The organism is Chitinivibrionales bacterium (genome assembly GCA_014728215.1).
Classification (GTDB): domain Bacteria; phylum Fibrobacterota; class Chitinivibrionia; order Chitinivibrionales; family WJKA01; genus WJKA01.
Window position 1 is genome coordinate 1 of sequence record WJLZ01000100.1, and the last position, 17,467, is coordinate 17,467.

General features: G+C 47.9%; 17 protein-coding genes. 8 read left to right on the forward strand and 9 right to left on the reverse strand.

The genetic code is table 11. The features are described from left to right. The first annotated feature begins 937 nt into the window (after positions 1–937). The 6 genes from GF401_07690 (at position 938) to GF401_07715 (ending at position 6,867) form a co-directional block, all read left to right on the forward strand. Complete coding sequence (locus tag GF401_07690) at positions 938–1,864, forward strand: hypothetical protein (protein ID MBD3344928.1); 927 nt, start codon at positions 938–940, stop codon at positions 1,862–1,864. 138 nt (positions 1,865–2,002) lie between these two features. Beyond that, on the forward strand, positions 2,003–2,878 hold the full coding sequence (locus GF401_07695) for a hypothetical protein (protein ID MBD3344929.1): 876 nt from the start codon (positions 2,003–2,005) through the stop codon (positions 2,876–2,878). A gap of 92 nt (positions 2,879–2,970) precedes the next feature. After that, complete coding sequence (locus GF401_07700) at positions 2,971–4,374, forward strand: hypothetical protein (GenBank protein MBD3344930.1); 1,404 nt, start codon at positions 2,971–2,973, stop codon at positions 4,372–4,374. 92 nt (positions 4,375–4,466) lie between these two features. Further along, entirely contained in the window at positions 4,467–5,303 is an 837-nt protein-coding gene (locus GF401_07705; GenBank protein ID MBD3344931.1) for a TIM barrel protein, read from the forward strand. Between the two features lie 14 nt (positions 5,304–5,317). Further along, positions 5,318–6,358 (forward strand): gfo/Idh/MocA family oxidoreductase, encoded by a 1,041-nt coding sequence (locus GF401_07710; protein ID MBD3344932.1) that lies wholly within the window; start codon positions 5,318–5,320, stop codon positions 6,356–6,358. Positions 6,359–6,363: 5 nt separating this feature from the next. Next, a complete protein-coding gene (locus tag GF401_07715; GenBank protein MBD3344933.1) occupies positions 6,364–6,867 on the forward strand; it encodes an O-acetyl-ADP-ribose deacetylase in 504 nt (167 codons plus the stop codon). On the opposite strand, the gene GF401_07720 is transcribed toward GF401_07715, so the two are convergent. Together GF401_07720 and GF401_07725 are read right to left on the reverse strand one after the other, a co-directional pair. Continuing rightward, the gene (locus GF401_07720; GenBank protein MBD3344934.1) at positions 6,864–8,141 is read right to left on the reverse strand and encodes an aminoacetone oxidase family FAD-binding enzyme; all 1,278 of its coding nucleotides are present in this window, start codon (positions 8,139–8,141) and stop codon (positions 6,864–6,866) included. The two genes, GF401_07715 and GF401_07720, sit on opposite strands and share 4 nt — an antisense overlap. Further along, on the reverse strand, positions 8,141–9,160 hold the full coding sequence (locus GF401_07725; GenBank protein ID MBD3344935.1) for a gfo/Idh/MocA family oxidoreductase: 1,020 nt from the start codon (positions 9,158–9,160) through the stop codon (positions 8,141–8,143). The genes GF401_07720 and GF401_07725 overlap by 1 nt, the downstream gene beginning before the upstream one ends. Positions 9,161–9,338: 178 nt before the next feature. Between GF401_07725 and GF401_07730 the strand changes: the two genes are divergently transcribed. Continuing rightward, positions 9,339–10,052 carry an SDR family oxidoreductase gene (locus GF401_07730; protein MBD3344936.1) on the forward strand — a complete coding sequence of 238 codons (714 nt, stop codon included), beginning with the start codon at positions 9,339–9,341 and terminating at the stop codon, positions 10,050–10,052. A 19-nt stretch (positions 10,053–10,071) separates the two neighbouring features. Here the strand turns inward: GF401_07730 and GF401_07735 are convergent, their stop codons facing one another. The 7 genes from GF401_07735 to GF401_07765 form a co-directional block, all read right to left on the reverse strand. Continuing rightward, the gene (locus GF401_07735) at positions 10,072–10,782 is read right to left on the reverse strand and encodes a hypothetical protein (protein ID MBD3344937.1); all 711 of its coding nucleotides are present in this window, start codon (positions 10,780–10,782) and stop codon (positions 10,072–10,074) included. A gap of 21 nt (positions 10,783–10,803) precedes the next feature. Continuing rightward, positions 10,804–11,766 (reverse strand): alpha/beta fold hydrolase, encoded by a 963-nt coding sequence (locus GF401_07740; protein MBD3344938.1) that lies wholly within the window; start codon positions 11,764–11,766, stop codon positions 10,804–10,806. A 220-nt stretch (positions 11,767–11,986) separates the two neighbouring features. Beyond that, entirely contained in the window at positions 11,987–13,189 is a 1,203-nt protein-coding gene (locus GF401_07745) for a hypothetical protein (protein MBD3344939.1), read from the reverse strand. A 12-nt stretch (positions 13,190–13,201) separates the two neighbouring features. Further along, positions 13,202–14,119 carry a hypothetical protein gene (locus GF401_07750; protein MBD3344940.1) on the reverse strand — a complete coding sequence of 306 codons (918 nt, stop codon included), beginning with the start codon at positions 14,117–14,119 and terminating at the stop codon, positions 13,202–13,204. A gap of 15 nt (positions 14,120–14,134) precedes the next feature. Next, positions 14,135–15,349 (reverse strand): FtsX-like permease family protein, encoded by a 1,215-nt coding sequence (locus GF401_07755; protein MBD3344941.1) that lies wholly within the window; start codon positions 15,347–15,349, stop codon positions 14,135–14,137. Beyond that, positions 15,346–16,014, reverse strand: a complete 669-nt coding sequence (locus tag GF401_07760; GenBank protein ID MBD3344942.1) for an ATP-binding cassette domain-containing protein — start codon at positions 16,012–16,014, stop codon at positions 15,346–15,348. The genes GF401_07755 and GF401_07760 overlap by 4 nt, the downstream gene beginning before the upstream one ends. Before the next feature lie 5 nt (positions 16,015–16,019). Next, positions 16,020–16,649, reverse strand: a complete 630-nt coding sequence (locus GF401_07765; GenBank protein ID MBD3344943.1) for a hypothetical protein — start codon at positions 16,647–16,649, stop codon at positions 16,020–16,022. Positions 16,650–16,947: 298 nt separating this feature from the next. Between GF401_07765 and GF401_07770 the strand changes: the two genes are divergently transcribed. Continuing rightward, the gene (locus GF401_07770; GenBank protein ID MBD3344944.1) at positions 16,948–17,412 is read left to right on the forward strand and encodes a hypothetical protein; all 465 of its coding nucleotides are present in this window, start codon (positions 16,948–16,950) and stop codon (positions 17,410–17,412) included. The last annotated feature ends 55 nt before the right edge of the window (positions 17,413–17,467 follow it).

A 17,467-nucleotide genomic window follows, 5' to 3' on the forward strand; every position in this document is an offset into this window, starting at 1 on the left:
ATTTCAGAGCGGGCCGTCAGTGGTTATATAACTTTTCCACCCCCGGAAGATATTTTGACGGACTGAACATATCCTATAAATTCGGACAATTTGCTCATCTTTCGGGCTATGGCGGACTTCAGGTCCCCTCACGCTATAACGAGGACATCTTTCAGGAAAATACCGATCGTTATGTCGGTGGCTTCTGGAGCGATTTTTTTATTGGACAGAATCTAATCGCCGGGATCGGATTAACTGCGGAACAGTGTGAATCGCTCGATGACCTTCTGCGGGCCTCCGGTAAAGCCGAATACCGCCTGGGTTACCGTGGCAATATCAAAGGGTTCGCACGCTATGAAATCAACAGCAGTACCCTGGAAAAAGCAGGGGGCCAGTTTCAGTACTCTTTTCTCGGCCCGGTAACGGCACGTATTCATTTCGAAAAACAGGCCGAACTGATCGACTCGGTCAACTTTTACGAGAAAATGATTCTCGAAGAATTCACCCAAACAGGTGTGGAACTCGGCTATTACATCAACCGGAATACCTATGCCTATGCCGATTATACGGCACGGGTCTTTGACGACGGTACCGACCATATGATCGGTACGAATGTCTATTTCAAAGGCGCGACGGTCCATTTTACCATGCTCAAAGGCGTCAACGGCCAGAGCTATCAACTCTCTCCGGGATACACCTACCAGATTTTCAAATTTCTTGAAGCCGGAGCGCAGGGGAGACTGTATCATTACCGGATCGACGATGATACCACCTGGCAGCGGGCTACCGGTATTTTCGGATTCACCCGCTTGTATCTGCCTTTTTTCGTACCATCACTGGAACTCGTTATCGAACCGCAAATCGAATACCTGACTAATCAAGTATACGAGCGAGATATCAGATTTCTATTTATATCGGAAATACGACTTCACCGTTTCTGGAAGACAGAAGATTTGTAATGATCAACAAAAAATCCGAATACCGTTTCACAAGAGTTTTTCACAAGGCTTTACTTGCACTGCCCCTCGTTGTGGGTATGGGAGCGCTTATCGGATATGGCAAAAACAACGATGAAACGATAAGTACCGATACGGTCACGGTTACTGATGTCCAGCGGCATATTACCGGCGATGACACCGGCGCCTTCAAGGAAACATTTAATTTTTCGATGCCCGCGGTCAAAATGTCCCATATCGGGCACGAAAAAGGCGGCGTAACCGAGTGCATAACCTGCCACCACAAACACGACAATGATGACCGGATCAAAGAGTGCGCACAATGCCATAAGGGTGTTGAAGGCATGGAGATTATGCACGAAAACTGCGGTGTATGCCATAAGGAAAACAACATTTCCACCGATTGCCGGAGCTGCCATAAAGAAGAGAAAAAAGAACGACGGTTCCTGTTTGGAATACCTTCAAGCCAGGCGCAGCTTCACAATGTAACGTTCTCTCACGTGAGACATCACCCCCGTGAAGAAGAGTGTCAACGCTGTCATACGACTACCGATAACACGAAACGTTTTTACAAAAGCGCAAATTACCCGCTTATGGAAGAGTGTCTCACCTGCCACGACAATAAAAAAGCACCGGAAAACTGTGCAGTATGTCATGGTGATTCCGATACACTGATGCCCCGGTCCCATGCCAACCGGTGGTTGTGCAGAGGCGGCCATGGCATGGAGGCCAATTTCGATAAGCAGAGCTGCCTGCAATGCCATCAGGAAATGCAATGTAACCAGTGCCACCGGGGACAGGCAGATTTCAAGATTCATCCTGCCGGTTACCGGTTTTCCCACGGCATGGATGTCAAAACCGGAAAAAACAACTGCACAATGTGTCACGAAACGCGAAGCATGTGTGCACGGTGTCATGAACGGCGGTAGCGGGGTAAGAACAGGGTTAAAGGTTGAAAGCGATACACTGAGTTTGTCGAAGTGTTAAAAGTCGAAAGGTGAAGAGTAAAACTTTTAACCGCAACCGGTAATCTGAGAGCGATGAAAATTTTAAGGAATTGATAAAAAATGAAATATGTGACAGTGGCAGTAACGTTTTCAACAGTGTTTTTACTGGCTACCGGATGCAGTGAGTTGGGGCAGGATGTTGATGATGCAGCCACCGCCCAATGCGGAATTTGTCATTCAATCCCTCCGGCAACCGCACAACACAAAGTACACGTTGATACGCTGGAGTTCGATTGTGATGCCTGCCACGAAGGCAACAGTGCAGACCCTCTGGAGGTCGCTGAAACCCATCATGATGGGGATACCAACGTTGCCTTTTCCGGTTACTGGGATCCCTCCATGGCAGGGAGTTTCAACAAAGCATCACGTACCTGCGACAATCTCTATTGCCACGGTAATTTCGAAGAAGGTAATACGGTATCGATTCAAATCGGTGATCACGCGAGTTGCGGAAGCTGTCATGGCGATCCTGCCGAGCATCTTGCGATCACGCAGAACCCCTATCATGCTATTCATGCCGGGCAATATGATAAGAAATGCCAAGCCTGTCACGCCGGTTATTATGGTAGATATGGAATAAACGATTCGCTCCACTGTAACCGGCAAATCGATGTTACTTTCGGCGATGCATTCGATCCAAAGGGAACCGGGCAATTCAATCAATCGCAACAGAGCTGTTCCAATGTCTATTGTCACGGCAATTTTTATCAGGGCACCGGTGCGACCGTATCTTTAGATGATGCAATCGGTGGAAGGTGCACGGCATGTCATGACACGGCTGCAATCGCAGGAGGTCATCACGGCTTTGACCGGACGAACCATGATATCATGGATTGCAACCAATGCCATTCGGGATATAGCATTACAAGCCAAACAATCGATAGTAAGACTCACGCAAACGGCGTTGTCGACATCAAAAACCAGCTGCCTTTTTAATCAATCGAATAGCAGCCCCACAGGGGATTACATAAAATCAAAAAGCAGTTGCTTTCCACCGGCACTGTTAAATTCAAACCGGCGAGGAGCTTATGAAAACGGATATTTCTCTTAAATCAGTCGATCTTTATTTTCTTCCGGTAGAAACCCGCGTTCCGCTTAAATTCGGTCCTGAAACGCTGACATCGGTAACCTGTGCCCGCGTATGTGCCACGGTCGCCGATACCTCGGGACAAAAAGCTCATGGATGGGGTGAGACACCGCTCAGTGTGCAGTGGGCCTGGCCCAGTAACGCACTCTCCTATCAGGATCGTCACGAGGCGATGAAACAGTTCTGCACCATGCTCGCCGAATCCTGGGCACACTACGACAAATCGGGCCATCCGATGGAACTGGGTAACGACTATATTGAAGATGTTCTTTTGGGGTTATTGGAAAAACTCAATGCATCGTCGGGTCTTAAAGAAAAAATGCCCCGGCTGGCAGCCCTGGTCTGCTGTTCCACATTCGACATCGCAGTCCATGACGCCTATGGAAATCTCCTGGGTAAAGATGTGTATGAAACCTATACAAAAGAATATATGAACCGCGATCTTTCATCGTTTCTGGAACCTGCAGAGAATTCGTCGGTATCCTTTGAAGGCAAATATCCTGCCGACTATTTTAGAGAAAATGTGCCTGCAACCATGCCTGCCTGGCATCTGGTGGGCGGAAAAGATCTTTTAGATGACTCTGAGCTGACCGGTAATGAACCCGATGATGGGTATCCGGTGCTGCTTACCGAATGGATTAAACGTGACGGCCTGAAATGCCTGAAAGTCAAACTCCGGGGCAACGATGCGGAATGGGATTATGACCGGCTGGTTAAAGTAGGAAGAATATCTCTGGACAATGGCGTACTCTGGCTTACCAGTGATTTCAACTGCACCGTCACCGATCCCGGTTATGTTAATGACATTTTAGACAAATTGATTATTGAGTACCCACATATTTACCAGATGATTCTCTATGTTGAACAACCATTCCCCTACGATCTCGAATCGAACCGGATCGATGTCCACAGTGTATCGGCACGGAAACCGTTGTTCATGGATGAAAGCGCCCACGACTGGAAAATCGTCCGGTTGGGAAGAAGTCTTGGATGGACCGGTGTGGCCCTGAAAACCTGCAAGACCCAAACCGGTGCCCTGCTGAGCATGTGCTGGGCAAAGGCGCATGGTATGACCCTTATGGTGCAGGATCTGACAAATCCCATGCTGGCACAAGTCCCCCACTGCCGGCTCGCAGCATATGCCGGGACTATCATGGGCGTGGAAACCAACGGTATGCAATTCTATCCGGCGGCATCGGCGGCAGAGGAAACCGTTCACCCGGGCCTTTACAAGAGGCGTAACGGACGGGTCGACCTGTCGACTCTTGGAGGAAGCGGGTTCGGATACCGTCTCAATGAAATTAAACGGGAATTACCCGATAAGGCAGCCGGATTCGAGAAATAAACCGGAATTAAAGTACCGGGTATTCGTCTGGAAAATACCGAACGTAAAAGTACCGAAAAAATATTGGATAATTAAAACAGGAGTAACTACCAATGGCTAAACTGAGTGCATTTGCAGATGAAGTAACAAACGATTTAAAAGGACAGGTCGATTTTCTTGTTAAAGAGAAGGTTGAATACATTGAGATTCGCTTTCTTAACGGCAAAAATGTAATGGCCCTTTCCGAATCGGAATTAAAAGAAGCCAAAAAGATGCTGGATGACAACGGCATAAAGGTAAGTGCAATCGGTTCACCAATTGGAAAAGTATCGCTTGATGAACCCTTTGAACCTCATCTTGAAAAATTCAAACATGCCATCGAGCTGGCGCAATTCTTTGAAACCCCCTTTGTCCGCATGTTCAGCTATTATGCTCCCGGTGATCTGAACATTGATGATTTGCGGGACCGGGTTATGGACCGGATGGCGCAGAAAGTAGAGCTTCTTTCGGGTATCGATGTTATCATGGTCCACGAAAATGAAACGGGTATTTACGGTCACAGTGCGGAAAATTGTAAAGATATTGTAGAAACAATCGATTCTCCGAACCTTCGCCTGGTCTATGATTCGGCCAATTTTGTGTGGGGGCAAAAAATCACCGATAATATCACCCGGTGCTGGCCGCTTATGAAACCCTATATCGCCCATATCCATATCAAGGATTGGAAACTGGGATCGGAAAAACTTGGAAGCATGCCCGGCGAAGGCGATGGTCAGATAAAGGAGCTTCTGGCAGAGCTTGCGGCAATGGACTATTCAGGCTGCATGACCATGGAACCTCATCTCCAGGAGGGCGGACAGTTTGGTGGTCATACCGGACCGGAGCTTTTTTCTCAAGCAATTGCAGCGGTACGAAAAATGTCCGATGAAGTTGGATTGGAATGTAAATAAGAAACGGGGTTGTTATGAAAACATATAATTTTGGAATAGTCGGCACTGGCTTGATTGCCGATTTTCACGCAAAGGCAATCGGCGATATTCCCAACGCAAAAATTGCAGGATGCTACGACGCCGTAGCTGATCGAACAAAACAGTTTGCAGAAAAACATTCCTGTAAAGGGTTTGATTCTCTTGACGATATGGCCCACAGCGATGAGATTGATATTATTACGGTTGCCACTCCCAGCGGCGCCCATATGGAACCGGTCATTGCTGCCGCAGAGGGCGGTAAACACGCAATTTGTGAGAAACCGCTCGAGGTAACACTCGATCGTGTCGATGCTATGGTCGAGGCACATAAAAAGGCCGGGACTCTTTTGGGCGGCATCTTTCAGAACCGCTTTACCGATGCACAGAAGCCTCTTCGGGATGCGATCCAGTCGGGGCGATTCGGCACGATTACCTATGCCGGTGTCTATGTTCCATGGTGGCGCAGTGATGAATACTATACAAACTCATGGCACGGTAGTTGGAAACTCGACGGCGGTGGTGCGCTGATGAATCAATCGTGTCACATGATCGATATGCTTTGTGACCTCATGCCGCCGGTCGAATCGGTGATGGCCTATGCCGACAATAGAGGACATCCGCAAATTGAAGCCGAAGATACGGCGGCCGCAGCGCTCCGTTTCAAAGGCGGCGCGCTGGGAATAATCTATGGTACCAGCGCATCATTCCCCGGACAGTTCAAACGGTTCGAGATCTCCGGCACCAAAGGGACGGTTGTCTACCTCGAAGACAGTTTTACGGTCTGGCAGTTCGCCGATGAACGGCCTGAAGACGCCACGATAAGAAAGCAGTTCGGCCAGGTTGACGGTCTCGGGAGTGTTGACGATCCCGCCGCAATCAAACACACCAATCACACGCGCAATTTCAGGGCATTCATCGATTCACTGGAATCGGGCAATGATTTCGTTCTTAACGGCCGTGAAGCCCGCAAAGCGGTACAATTGATTCTGGCTATCTATGAGTCTGCAAAGGAACGAAAAGAGATTGTGCTTGCGTAAGTGTTATGAAAGTCGTTCACTCCGATATCACCACCTTGCATGTCGATGCCATAGTCAACGCGGCAAACAAATCGCTTTTGGGCGGCGGGGGCGTTGACGGCGCGATTCATCGTGCGGCAGGGCCCGAACTCCTGGAAGAGTGCAAAACGCTGGGCGGCTGCAATACCGGTGAAGCCAAAATCACCAAAGGATATAACCTTCCCGCAAAATATGTAATTCATACGGTCGGTCCGGTGTGGAGAGGCGGGACCAAAGGCGAACCCGAATTGTTATATGGATGCTACCGCAATTCGCTGTCTCTCGCACAAAAACATGAATGCAAAAGCATCGCTTTTCCCTCTATCAGTACCGGAGTTTATGGTTATCCTTCAGACGAAGCTGCAAAAATCGCCGTAAAGGCCTGCGGTGATTATGTCAATACTCACGATTATGTCTGCGAGATTATCTTTTGCTGTTTCTCGCAAAATGATTATGAGATCTATATCGATTTACTGAAAAAACGCACTTAAGGATTTTCTCCTGTTCCGGTGTTAGCGGCGTAAGCTGCTGCATGGTTTCCGGCCGCGTACCCGCTTGCCAGCGCCCAGTGGATATTGTATCCCCCGCATGGCCCATCGACATCGATAACTTCACCACAGAAATACAATCCGTTAATACGTCTGCTCTGCATGGTCCGGGGATCGATCTCATCTCGTATAACACCGCCACTCGTCACCATGGCCTTTTCCTTCGAATCAACACTGGTAATCCGGACCGGGAATGAGGTCATCGCCTGTATCAAAGCATGCTGGACTTTGGATCCTAAATCACCCATGCGAATGGCGCCGCAATTATCACATCGATTGCACAAAAGCCCGGCAAGCGACTGAGGGAGCAGCTCAGAAAGTACATTTTTAACCAGCTTTCCGCCGCTTACTTTCCGCCATATGTTGAATTGTGCCGCCAAACGATCTTCTGAGAATAATGGAATAAAATTAATGTCGATATTCACTTCACCCCCTGAGTAGAGCCGTCGTGAAATTTCTCCCGAAATATCGAGTGCAACAGGTCCCGAAAGTCCTTTATGGGTTATAACCAGTTCCCCGCGACACCGCACCCGGGAACTGCGCCTTCCAGCGCCGGCAATTGACAGTTCACAATCATCAAGCGAAATGCCGGCGAAGGCACGAAATGGATTGTTATCAATATGAAGTCCGGCAAGCGCACATCGCGGCTCGACAATCGTGTGGCCGGTTGGGCGAATGCAATCGTATGTTTCCGATGAGCCGCCGGCCTGCGGCCAGGTCATGCCTCCGGATGCGCAGATGACGACAGGCGTGGATACAAAATTCCCCGAGGCCCTTACGCCGGAAACCGAGCCGTCTTTGGTCACGATTGCTTCAAGACGAGTGTTCAGCAGAATATCGACTGCTTTGGAGCGAGCCGCTTGCTCCAGCGCCGATACGACATCGACACCCCGCATCGAAGCCGGATAGATCCTGTTGTTCTCATCGATTACCGTGGGGCGCTCAATCGATGAAAAAAATTCCTGTACGTTATTTGAATCAAACGCATAAAGCGCATTTTTGACAAATGATTTTTGACTGCCGAATTTCGCAGCCATCATCGATGGCGGAACTGCATTGGAGAGATTGCACCGACCTCCGCCAGCAATCCGCAACTTTGCGCCGGGATAAGTATTCTTTTCGATTATGGCAACCCGGCTTTGTTTTGCCGCCGCACCGATTGCAGCCATTATTCCTGCCGGACCCGCACCGATTATGATGCAATCATAATTTTGCATTACAGTGAAACAACCGACCCTGTTCCGGCCGATTCATATACTGCCAGAATAATTTCCGTTGCCCGTGATGCTTCTTCACCATTTACAAAAGGAGCCCGGTTTTCTGCAACTGCTGCAACGAAATCCTGTATGGCCAGTTCATGAAGGGATGTATCGGCGACTGCTGCCGATGACGCTCCTGAATGGGAGCTGAGATTGCCTGCAGCCCCGGGATTTTCGATACCATCGATATTCCACTCAACAATACTGTTATTTACCAGAATAAAAGAGCCTTTATCGGTGAAGACCTCGATACGGGGATTATAGCCGGGTTTGGTGATTGTTGATGCGGTGAGAGTGCCCAAAGCTCTATTTTCAAACTCCATAATGCAGACCCCATGATCTTCAACCGCAATTGTATGCGCCAAGGTGGCGGTTTTTGCGATAATCGTTTTTGGTTTCCCGAAAAACCACCCCATCAGATCGATCGTATGGGCACCCTGTTGCATGAATGGCCCGCCACCGTCGATGTCCCAGGTCCCGCGCCAGTCGGCGCTGTCGTAATACTTTTGACCCCGGTAAAATTTTGCACTGACATCCACTGCAAGCACTTGCCCCAACGCTCCCCTTTCGAGCAATTCTTTTATCGCCTTATTAACAGGATGAAACCGATGCTGATAGGCGACCCCGAGGGTGACCCCGGTCTCTTTGCACGTAAGAATCATCCGCTCCATACTTTTCATGGAAATATCCAGCGGTTTTTCGGTCAAAACATGCTTTCCTAAAGCAGCGGCCACACAGGTATCCCGCCAGTGGAGACCGTTCGGGGTGGCAACAATGACACTTTCAAAATCACCCTCGATACCATCCATTCTATCACTCGATTCGGGGATACCATGTTCACCTGCAAACGATTGGGCCCGTTCTTTGGAGCGGGACACGACTGCGGCTATTTCCGCATTCTCGCATTTCTTCGCTGCCTTTACATAGGTAACGGCAATATTACCTGTTCCGATAAGGGCAAATTTCATTGGCGACATATGCAGATCCTTCCCGGCTGAAAGGTGAAACAAGATAAATAATATAGTTTTCAGAACAGCGAGTATTCCTGTAATCTTCGACGAAACATTTCCTCAAATCATCTTTCCTGCATCGATCATATTCATTTATTATTTTTAGCTGCTGTCTCGATAAATCTGATCGGCAAGGAGTATTATCATGAATAAACACACCACTCTAATAACCGGCGCGAGCACGGGTATCGGCCGTGCAACGGCAGAGATGCTTTCAAAGCAGGACCATTTTATTATCGGCCTGGCCCGTCGTGAAGTACACGATTTTCCCGGCGAATACATTCAGGTCGATGTACTGGATGAAAACGCTACAGCGGATGTTTTAAAAGATATTACTTCCCGCCATTCTGTCGACGGCCTGGTTAATAATGTTGGAATAGTCCGTCCGGCGCCTCTGGAAGAAATCACCCTGAAAGATCTTCGTGATGTCTATGAAGTCAACGTACGGGTTGCGGTACAATGCATGCAGGCGGTTGCACCGGCCATGAAAGAAAAGAATTATGGACGGGTGGTTAATATTGCCAGCCTGGTGACTTCCGGCGTCCCCTATCGGGGCGTGTATGCCTCGGCAAAATCAGGGTTGGTAAGTTTTACCCAGACCTGGGCCCTTGAGCTGGCCCGGTATGGAATTACGGTCAACGCGATTTCTCCCGGACCAACCGCAACCGAAATGTTCAACCGGAATAACCCGGTGGGCAGTGAGGGCTACCAACGATATACGAACATGACTGCCATGAAACGGGTAGCGCCGCCCGAGGAAATCGCCTGTACCATATGTTTTTTCATGAGTGAAGGAGCTTCATTTGTAACCGGACAGCACCTTTATGTTGATGGCGGAGCATCGGTAGGACCGAGTTAGCGTAAACCCGAAATTCACCCTACCATGCGTAGTTCATTGCAAGGTTTACATATACCGGCGCTCCGCTGTAGGTAATTTGAAAGCGCTCGTCAACCCGCATGCCGGTACGGAGGTTTACTCCCCATTTTTGTAGGAAAACAATGCCGCCTCTGATTCCGAAATCGAATTTTCCCCCGGCACTCCCGTACCAACCGTCAACGACATCTTCGTAAACATTTTTTTTATACTTTTCGGAATGAGCGCTATGGGTCAACATGAACCAGGCAAAAGAAGCTTCGAGGGCGATATAGAAGTCTTCATGATAGAACCCGGGCAACAATCCCTCCTCAAGAGTGATCGTATGGTCGGCCGCGACCCAGTTTTCCTGACGCATGAGCCGGGTGGTAAATGAATTGACAAATTTCAGATTATTATACTGATACACAGGAACCATTGCTCCGGCTTCCATAATGTAATTCTGTCCGGTCATAAGCATTACCGGTGTTGTAAAATCAGCCGAGAGAGTCAGAGGCCATTTATTCTCACCCAGAAAAAGAACACGAGCATATCCTACATTCAATGTGAAGGAGGGATCGAAATTGAAACCGAACAGAAAGCTGTTGGGAAAAACTCCTGCGGGATGGTGAATGCCCTTGGGAAAGACAGAAACACTGCCTGTCAAAATAGCGAGGAGCATTAAAATAATGAGATGATTACTACAGTATTTTTTTAAAATATTTACCACAATCATTTTTTATGGTATCCGGGATTATTATTGACGGATAAATTGTCTGATTTTCGATGCAACTTTTTCATGCTGTATCCATCCGATATCATGCCCTGCGCTGTCTATTTCCACACTCTGATAATTGGAAAAAAAGTCCATCTGTTTTTTCTGAAATTCACGGCCGAAAACGTTATCATCCGAGCCGGAAATAAAAAGGACCGGCCGGGTAAATGAATCGAGTCCATCGGTAAAATCAAAATCCAGATACCCGTTTTTGTCGGCAAGAAGAACCGCATTGCACATACCGCCTCCTCTCACTGAAGGCACAGGATCGTATTTGCTGCAATTATATGTCCGTGGAAGCAGCTCGGGCATGATCGTTTTAAACATATAGTCCAGTTTTTCATGTGATGTCCCCACTGTCATAAACTGACTGTTCCAGAGTACTGTATGAAGACGGGGGTCTGAAAGCGGCGGATAGGACAACGGCCATTCATCACTGGTAAAAGGACCGCTTGCAATAAGAATTGCCTTGTCGACGTTGTCGGGATGCTCTGAAATATATGCCGCCGCATACATCCCGCCCCAGGAATGCCCCACAAGATATACCTGTTGATTTGCCGATTCCTGATAATGATCAATCAGTTGGTGAAGATCTTCAATGTATAAATCGATGGTGATTTCTTCTTTATCATGACGACGGGACAATCCGGTGCTCCGCTGGTCCCAGAAAACACAGAAATATGAGTCTTGAAGCGTATCAAGGCGGGTGAGATAACGGAAATCCAATCCCGGACCGCCATGGAGGAAGATAATAATATCATCGACCGGATCGCCGAACGTTTCTACATAAAGCTTTGTATCGTTTATGCGTAAGGAAGATAAATCAGGATCGTCATCCACCGTAGGCGGCACTAAATTACCCGGCTCCCCCGGATCGAGGATCGTGCAGGAAAAAACCAGTAGAAAAGGTACTATAATAAATTTTAAATGTCTGATACGGAACATACCGGTGATTAATTCGCCTTAAAATCAATCAATAAGTATAGTATTTATTGATTCAGAAAGTTATTAAATATATTCTTACAGAAGGACTTTACTTTGCAGTAAGCCGGGCAGCAGATCTGCCTACACCAACATATGAGCTATTATAGAATATAATAAAAAAACGGACAAAAAAATGGAAAATATTTCACGAAGATGTTTTTTGCTGCAATCGGCGAGGCTATCATCCCAGAAGGCTTTTCAGTCCGAAAAAAAGTCCGAAAAGCGCCAAGCCCATACTGACCGGCACAGTGATCCGGCTATAATACCACTCTTTTTTCCAAAACCATACCGTTAAAGCTGCACCTGCACATAAAATCATTGCTATACCTCCGATACTTCCCAGCGAATAGGCGCCGGCAACCACCAGAGGACTATCGGTACCAAGCATGAACGGCGTGAGCAAGGTCGCCGAATAATAGCCGTGAAGGAACCCGAAGAGGGGCAGGAAAACGAGACGGGCATGGGAAAGTTTCCGGCTGAAAACGTTTTCGATACCCACGGCGGCCGCAGAAAAGGCCACCAATGCTTCGGCATGATTGATTGAGATCGACAGGCCACCCCCTGTTACCAGGAAAAGAGCGAAAATATACGCTCCGGCAAAGAGTCCCACCTGACGGGCAACCATGCCTGCATTAACGGCGATAAACAGAAGTGCCAGAACAAAGAGCACATGCTCTTTCCCCGATGGAATAATATTGAAAAATCCCAGATGAATAAATTTTGCAAAACGGGCTTGTGCCGCCACGGTGACCAATGAATCGAATGAAACATCATCCTTTGCCGATTTCATATCCGTTTGAATCACCGGCATTCCATTTTCGAGCTTCAGAAAGGTTCTGGAACCATCCTTTGCAAGGCGTAATGAAGCCCGCTCCTTTCCGGGAAGATGCAAAAAAACACCCACCAGAGGGAGCTGCTTGAGTTCGCGGATTGCCACGGGAGTGTTCGCTAATTCATAATCCGATGAAAGCGTATTGAGCTCTATACCCAGCCGCTGTGCATCGGTTGGTATGGGAAATTTTACTTTCACCGGGAAAACCGGAAACATCTCCCCAGCCTCCACCTCCTCGATTGTTTTGCCGAACTCAAAGGTAATATAGGAAACCGGCTCACCATCAAGCGTGAAAAGAATACTTTTCTTAAGATATTCAAGGATCGTGGGCATCCGTGAAGCGATGACATCTCTTCTCAATGAGATATCATCGGGTAAAAGCCCCATACGATAGAGACTTACTTCAGCATCGATAATGAGTTTGGTCTCAACCGGAGTGGTATCGAAATACAAATGAATGGAATTAACAACAACATCGTGGCCAAACCCGGGGATAGCCAGTAGAAAGAAAAGAAACAGAGAAGCGATTTTTTTTGTGATCGTTCGGTGCACCGGTACCAGATCCTAGTTGAAAGCGTTACTGATATTCTCTATATTGCGATTCATGATTTTCATATAATCGAGTCCCTTCTCGCGTTCCTTGCGACCAAGTAATTCGCAAGGGCTGAAGAGGATACTTGTAAGGCCGCATTTTTCGGAAATATGTTTTTTAACATTCTCTTCCGGCGGGCCTTCCCAGACAAGGTAGCGGGCATGTGTCTTAGAGACAATGGTTGCAATGTCCTTTACATGTTCGTGTGAAGGCATCTTTTCAGGGTCGAGATCGAGATTGATTATGCTCCATTTATAACGGCGGGCAATGTAATTGTATGCAGGATGAGACATAAGCAAGGGGATTTCGTTTTTCCCTAAAGCTTTAAGTTTTTTATCGAGATTATCCAGGTCATCGATGAGGGAACGAAACCGCCCGGCAAGAGTTTCTTTCTTTTCCGGAAGCAGCTCGATGAGCGCCTCCTGAATCCGCTCAGCCTGAACTTTCGCGTACACCGGATCCAGCCAGGTGTGTCCGTCAAGTCCTTCGTGGGCATGTTCGCCGCCGGGACCATGACTGTGCGTCACCGCTTTTTCATAGGTGATAAATTCATTTTTTAAAGGAGATGCGGTAACAACGACCTTTTCCCGGGGAAGCGTCACCATATCAACCCATTCTTCGAACCCCGCTCCATTGAGAACAATCAGATCGGCATTGTGGTATTTCCGGATTATTTCCCTCGGAGGAAGCCAGAAAATGGGGTCTTCATTTTCAGGAACAGGGTTTACAACAGCAACATCATTTCCCCCGATCCTTTGGGTGAAATACTGTGTCGGATAAAAAGTTGTATATACAACCGGTTTTTCATTCTTTGGTCCTGCCTGCAGCGAAAACAGGATACCCGCCGAACCCGCAATGAGCATAAATCTCCAAATCTGCCGTACAAACATTGTCTCCGACTCCTTTTAAAGAATTGTGATAACCAGAGGAATAACCCTGACAAGGGCGAGTGCCCCGATAAGGGCGATAATTCCACCTGCCATGCATATAGCGAGAATTTCTCCCGCCACCAGCACACCAACCGTCCATCGGGAACAGCCGATCTTATGCAGCACCGAGAATTCTCTTTTCCGTAAACGATAGGAAAGCGTAAACACAAGAGCGGTCAAGCAGACCATTGACGCCAGCACAACCGCAAAATTGGCATCAAAAAATCGCTTGATTCTGAAAACAAATCCCATAAGCTCTTCAATGACTATCTCCGGCACAAGTGCATCCCTGGTCTCATGGACCGTAAACCTTCCCCGGGCAATGGTATACATCTTCGCGCTTTCGGGAACCAGGATGCAGGAGGTTGCCGGAAAATGCTCTCGGTCACCATGGAAATGGAAGGTTTTACGATTGGCAGCGGTGATCTCCTGATATTGGATCACCTTCGATGTGCCGACAACGTTTGTATCACTACTGCGCATTTTATCAACAATGGCGGGATCCTGTATCGCGGTCAGGTCCTCATGACCGTGGCCGATCCCCTCAATCACCCATGCTGTTTTCAGGTCCACAAAGACAGCCATGTCGTCGGGAGAATCGCATTTTTCGAGGATACCCACCACCGGCATTTTGAGCTGATAGGTCCGGGCCTGATCATACAAGGTTTTCGGATTCGAGACAAGATAATCTCCAATGCCGACGCCCGTTTTTTCCGCAAACTCCTTCCCTACGACAGCATCACCCAGATAGAGAGGAAAAGAGCCCTCGTTGGCATCAATATCCCGGAATTCGAAATAGGACAATTCGGTTCCCACGATGGGGGCCGAAATGGCGGCTGTTACCGGTGATGTTTCGTTCGCAAAAGGCCGGGCAGTAAAGCGTACATGAAGCGGAATCACCGTGCCCCACCCCTGATCTCTGATATAATCGATATCGGCCATTGAAATTGACCGGTTATAATCGGTGGAGAAATAGAGCGATTTGAGAACCAGATCGTACCGGTCCCCCTTTGCGCCGATAATCAACGGCGTTTTCTGCGCCCGAATCATCAGTACCCGGTTGTAATGATTGACAAGAAAGGTGATTGCCACAGGCAGCAAAAAGAGTATCCCCAGAGAAAGAATCAGCACAAGAGTCTTTCCCCAGTGATACATCATATACCGTCCGGTAAGGTGAAAAAGTCCTCTCATGCCCTTTCTCCCTTTAGTAACGAAGTAAAATCAACAACCCTGTCGAACCTGTCTAAAAGGGAATGATCGTGCGTGACCATACAGAATGTACATCTCCTGTGTGTCACCTGGTCCTCCAAAAGCTCCATGATATGAAGCGCCGTGTTTGGATCAAGGTTCCCGGTCGGCTCATCGGCTAAAATCAGTGATGGATTATTGATCAAGGCTCTGCACAATGCCACCCGTTGCCGCTCTCCCTGAGAGATGCGCTCCGGATATTTATCCAAAAGGGCCGCAACGCCCACAGACTCTGCAACGGAAACGACCCTGTCGCCGCTCTTTGCGGGTACGTTCGTTTGGTCGGAAACATAGAGCGGAAGAAGGATATTTTCATAACAGGTCAGATATTCCAGAAGTTCGAATTCCTGAAAAACAAAACCGATATTCGCAATGCGGAAATTCCGTTTCTCTTTGTCGGGTAAGGATGAAAACACTTGGTTATCACATCTGATTGTCCCCTTTTGCGGAGACAAAATACCGGCTATCAGGTACAGTAATGTTGTTTTGCCGCACCCCGAAGGGCCCACGATTGCGGTTTTACTTCCCTGAGGAATAGTTATTTCGGGAACATGAATGCTGAAGCTGCCGGGTGAATAGGAAAAAGAGGCATCCTTTACCGTTATCATCATGGTTAATTAAATTCCCTCCGTCTGTGGAGCGTATCTCTGGTATTTTCCTGAAGAAAAATCTCCAGACTGTCGGTCATGGTATTTGTCCAATCCCTGTCGACCCGTTTCTGCGACAGGATCGTATTATCGACTATTTTCCATACCGCATCATTTAAAACCAGGGTATAGACCCCTTCGTACCGGTTTGTTCGTGGATGAAAATGGCCCCAATGTTTGAGAATACTGTTGACTTCCCAGGTACACCGGATCCCGAAGGAGGGCTTTGAGCTTTTTTTCGACCTCTCTGTTTCAATGAGTTCTGAAGAGAGAATATCGACCGAAAATATTTTTGTGAGCGCCCCCTGATGTTCTTCCCGAAGCACAAGGCCCTCATAGACTTCGGTATACACCTTTGTCAGCAGCTCGCCGTCAATACTCTTACTCAAGGCATCGTAGATTTCACTCTCGGTCGAATAATCGAATGCGCTGTAGATGTTCCGGTGAAGGGCTTTGAATATGGCCCGGGCTTCGTGCGGTGAGGCCTTTATAAGCGATGACCGCTTCAGCTCAAGCCGGCTGTCGACATAAAACAGGAGCGGGAGCCCAAGAGCGAGTACCAGGAAAAGGATTATTGCTTTATGAACAGTAGCCATGGAAACTGGAATTTATTATTCTATACCGCTTATTGAGTACTCCACTACTCCGTTCAAAATTGATTGAAGTTAATTTTGAACGGGTAATCTTTAAAAATATATTAATTGCTGCACAATCGAGAGAAAAGCCGAGTACCGATACCTGATATCAGACCTTTTGAGATTTCAAGGATCTTTTCACTAACCGCCTCATCAAAAAACAAAAAAGACAGAACATAACGGTTCATCATAAGCCTGAAGGCTGCCGATATCGGTAACCGATATTTATATTCTTGCTTAAACCTAAAAGGAGCATACTATGACTGTTTCTGTTATTGTCATCGGAACCGAGCCGCCCTGTCCACGATGCGCGCTGATGGGCTCTCTGGTCACCAAAGCGGCAGAGGAGAGTGGAATATCGGTTGCCCTCGATCATATCAGCTTTGACTCTCCCCGGGCACGGGAGATTGCCCAAAGAAAAAATCTCATTCCCGGCACGGCCAAACATGTCCTTACCAAAGTCGGAATCGAGGTAGGTATGCACGAGATCTATGCACTGATCGAAAATCCTCCCCCGACTTCACCCTATGCTTCGGAAGTTGACGGCATTGCGGCTCGATGGAGTCCGGAGCTGGATGAAGCGCTCAGGCCCTGCGAAAAAATTGCCGAATCGGTGGGCATCCTCATGACCCCGGTGCTTATCGTGGATGGTGAAATCAGGCATGCTGGAAGCGTTCCGGGCTTTCAGCGAATAAGAGAATACCTGCATGGTGCAAACTCGTAAGGGGTACTTTTATCCTGTTGAGAATATTATCTTCCCCGAACCGGATATTATTTTC

What these genes read in the sequence shown, in the direction of transcription:
- GF401_07690 (MBD3344928.1), top strand. Translation starts at nt 938, where the DNA reads ATGATCAACAAAAAATCCGAATACCGTTTCACAAGAGTTTTTCACAAG.
- GF401_07695 (MBD3344929.1), top strand. Translation starts at nt 2,003, where the DNA reads ATGAAATATGTGACAGTGGCAGTAACGTTTTCAACAGTGTTTTTACTG.
- GF401_07700 (MBD3344930.1), top strand. Translation starts at nt 2,971, where the DNA reads ATGAAAACGGATATTTCTCTTAAATCAGTCGATCTTTATTTTCTTCCG.
- GF401_07705 (MBD3344931.1), top strand. Translation starts at nt 4,467, where the DNA reads ATGGCTAAACTGAGTGCATTTGCAGATGAAGTAACAAACGATTTAAAA.
- GF401_07710 (MBD3344932.1), top strand. Translation starts at nt 5,318, where the DNA reads ATGAAAACATATAATTTTGGAATAGTCGGCACTGGCTTGATTGCCGAT.
- GF401_07715 (MBD3344933.1), top strand. Translation starts at nt 6,364, where the DNA reads ATGAAAGTCGTTCACTCCGATATCACCACCTTGCATGTCGATGCCATA.
- GF401_07720 (MBD3344934.1), bottom strand. Translation starts at nt 8,141, where the DNA reads ATGCAAAATTATGATTGCATCATAATCGGTGCGGGTCCGGCAGGAATA.
- GF401_07725 (MBD3344935.1), bottom strand. Translation starts at nt 9,160, where the DNA reads ATGTCGCCAATGAAATTTGCCCTTATCGGAACAGGTAATATTGCCGTT.
- GF401_07730 (MBD3344936.1), top strand. Translation starts at nt 9,339, where the DNA reads ATGAATAAACACACCACTCTAATAACCGGCGCGAGCACGGGTATCGGC.
- GF401_07735 (MBD3344937.1), bottom strand. Translation starts at nt 10,782, where the DNA reads ATGATTGTGGTAAATATTTTAAAAAAATACTGTAGTAATCATCTCATT.
- GF401_07740 (MBD3344938.1), bottom strand. Translation starts at nt 11,766, where the DNA reads ATGTTCCGTATCAGACATTTAAAATTTATTATAGTACCTTTTCTACTG.
- GF401_07750 (MBD3344940.1), bottom strand. Translation starts at nt 14,119, where the DNA reads ATGTTTGTACGGCAGATTTGGAGATTTATGCTCATTGCGGGTTCGGCG.
- GF401_07755 (MBD3344941.1), bottom strand. Translation starts at nt 15,349, where the DNA reads ATGAGAGGACTTTTTCACCTTACCGGACGGTATATGATGTATCACTGG.
- GF401_07760 (MBD3344942.1), bottom strand. Translation starts at nt 16,014, where the DNA reads ATGATAACGGTAAAGGATGCCTCTTTTTCCTATTCACCCGGCAGCTTC.
- GF401_07765 (MBD3344943.1), bottom strand. Translation starts at nt 16,649, where the DNA reads ATGGCTACTGTTCATAAAGCAATAATCCTTTTCCTGGTACTCGCTCTT.
- GF401_07770 (MBD3344944.1), top strand. Translation starts at nt 16,948, where the DNA reads ATGACTGTTTCTGTTATTGTCATCGGAACCGAGCCGCCCTGTCCACGA.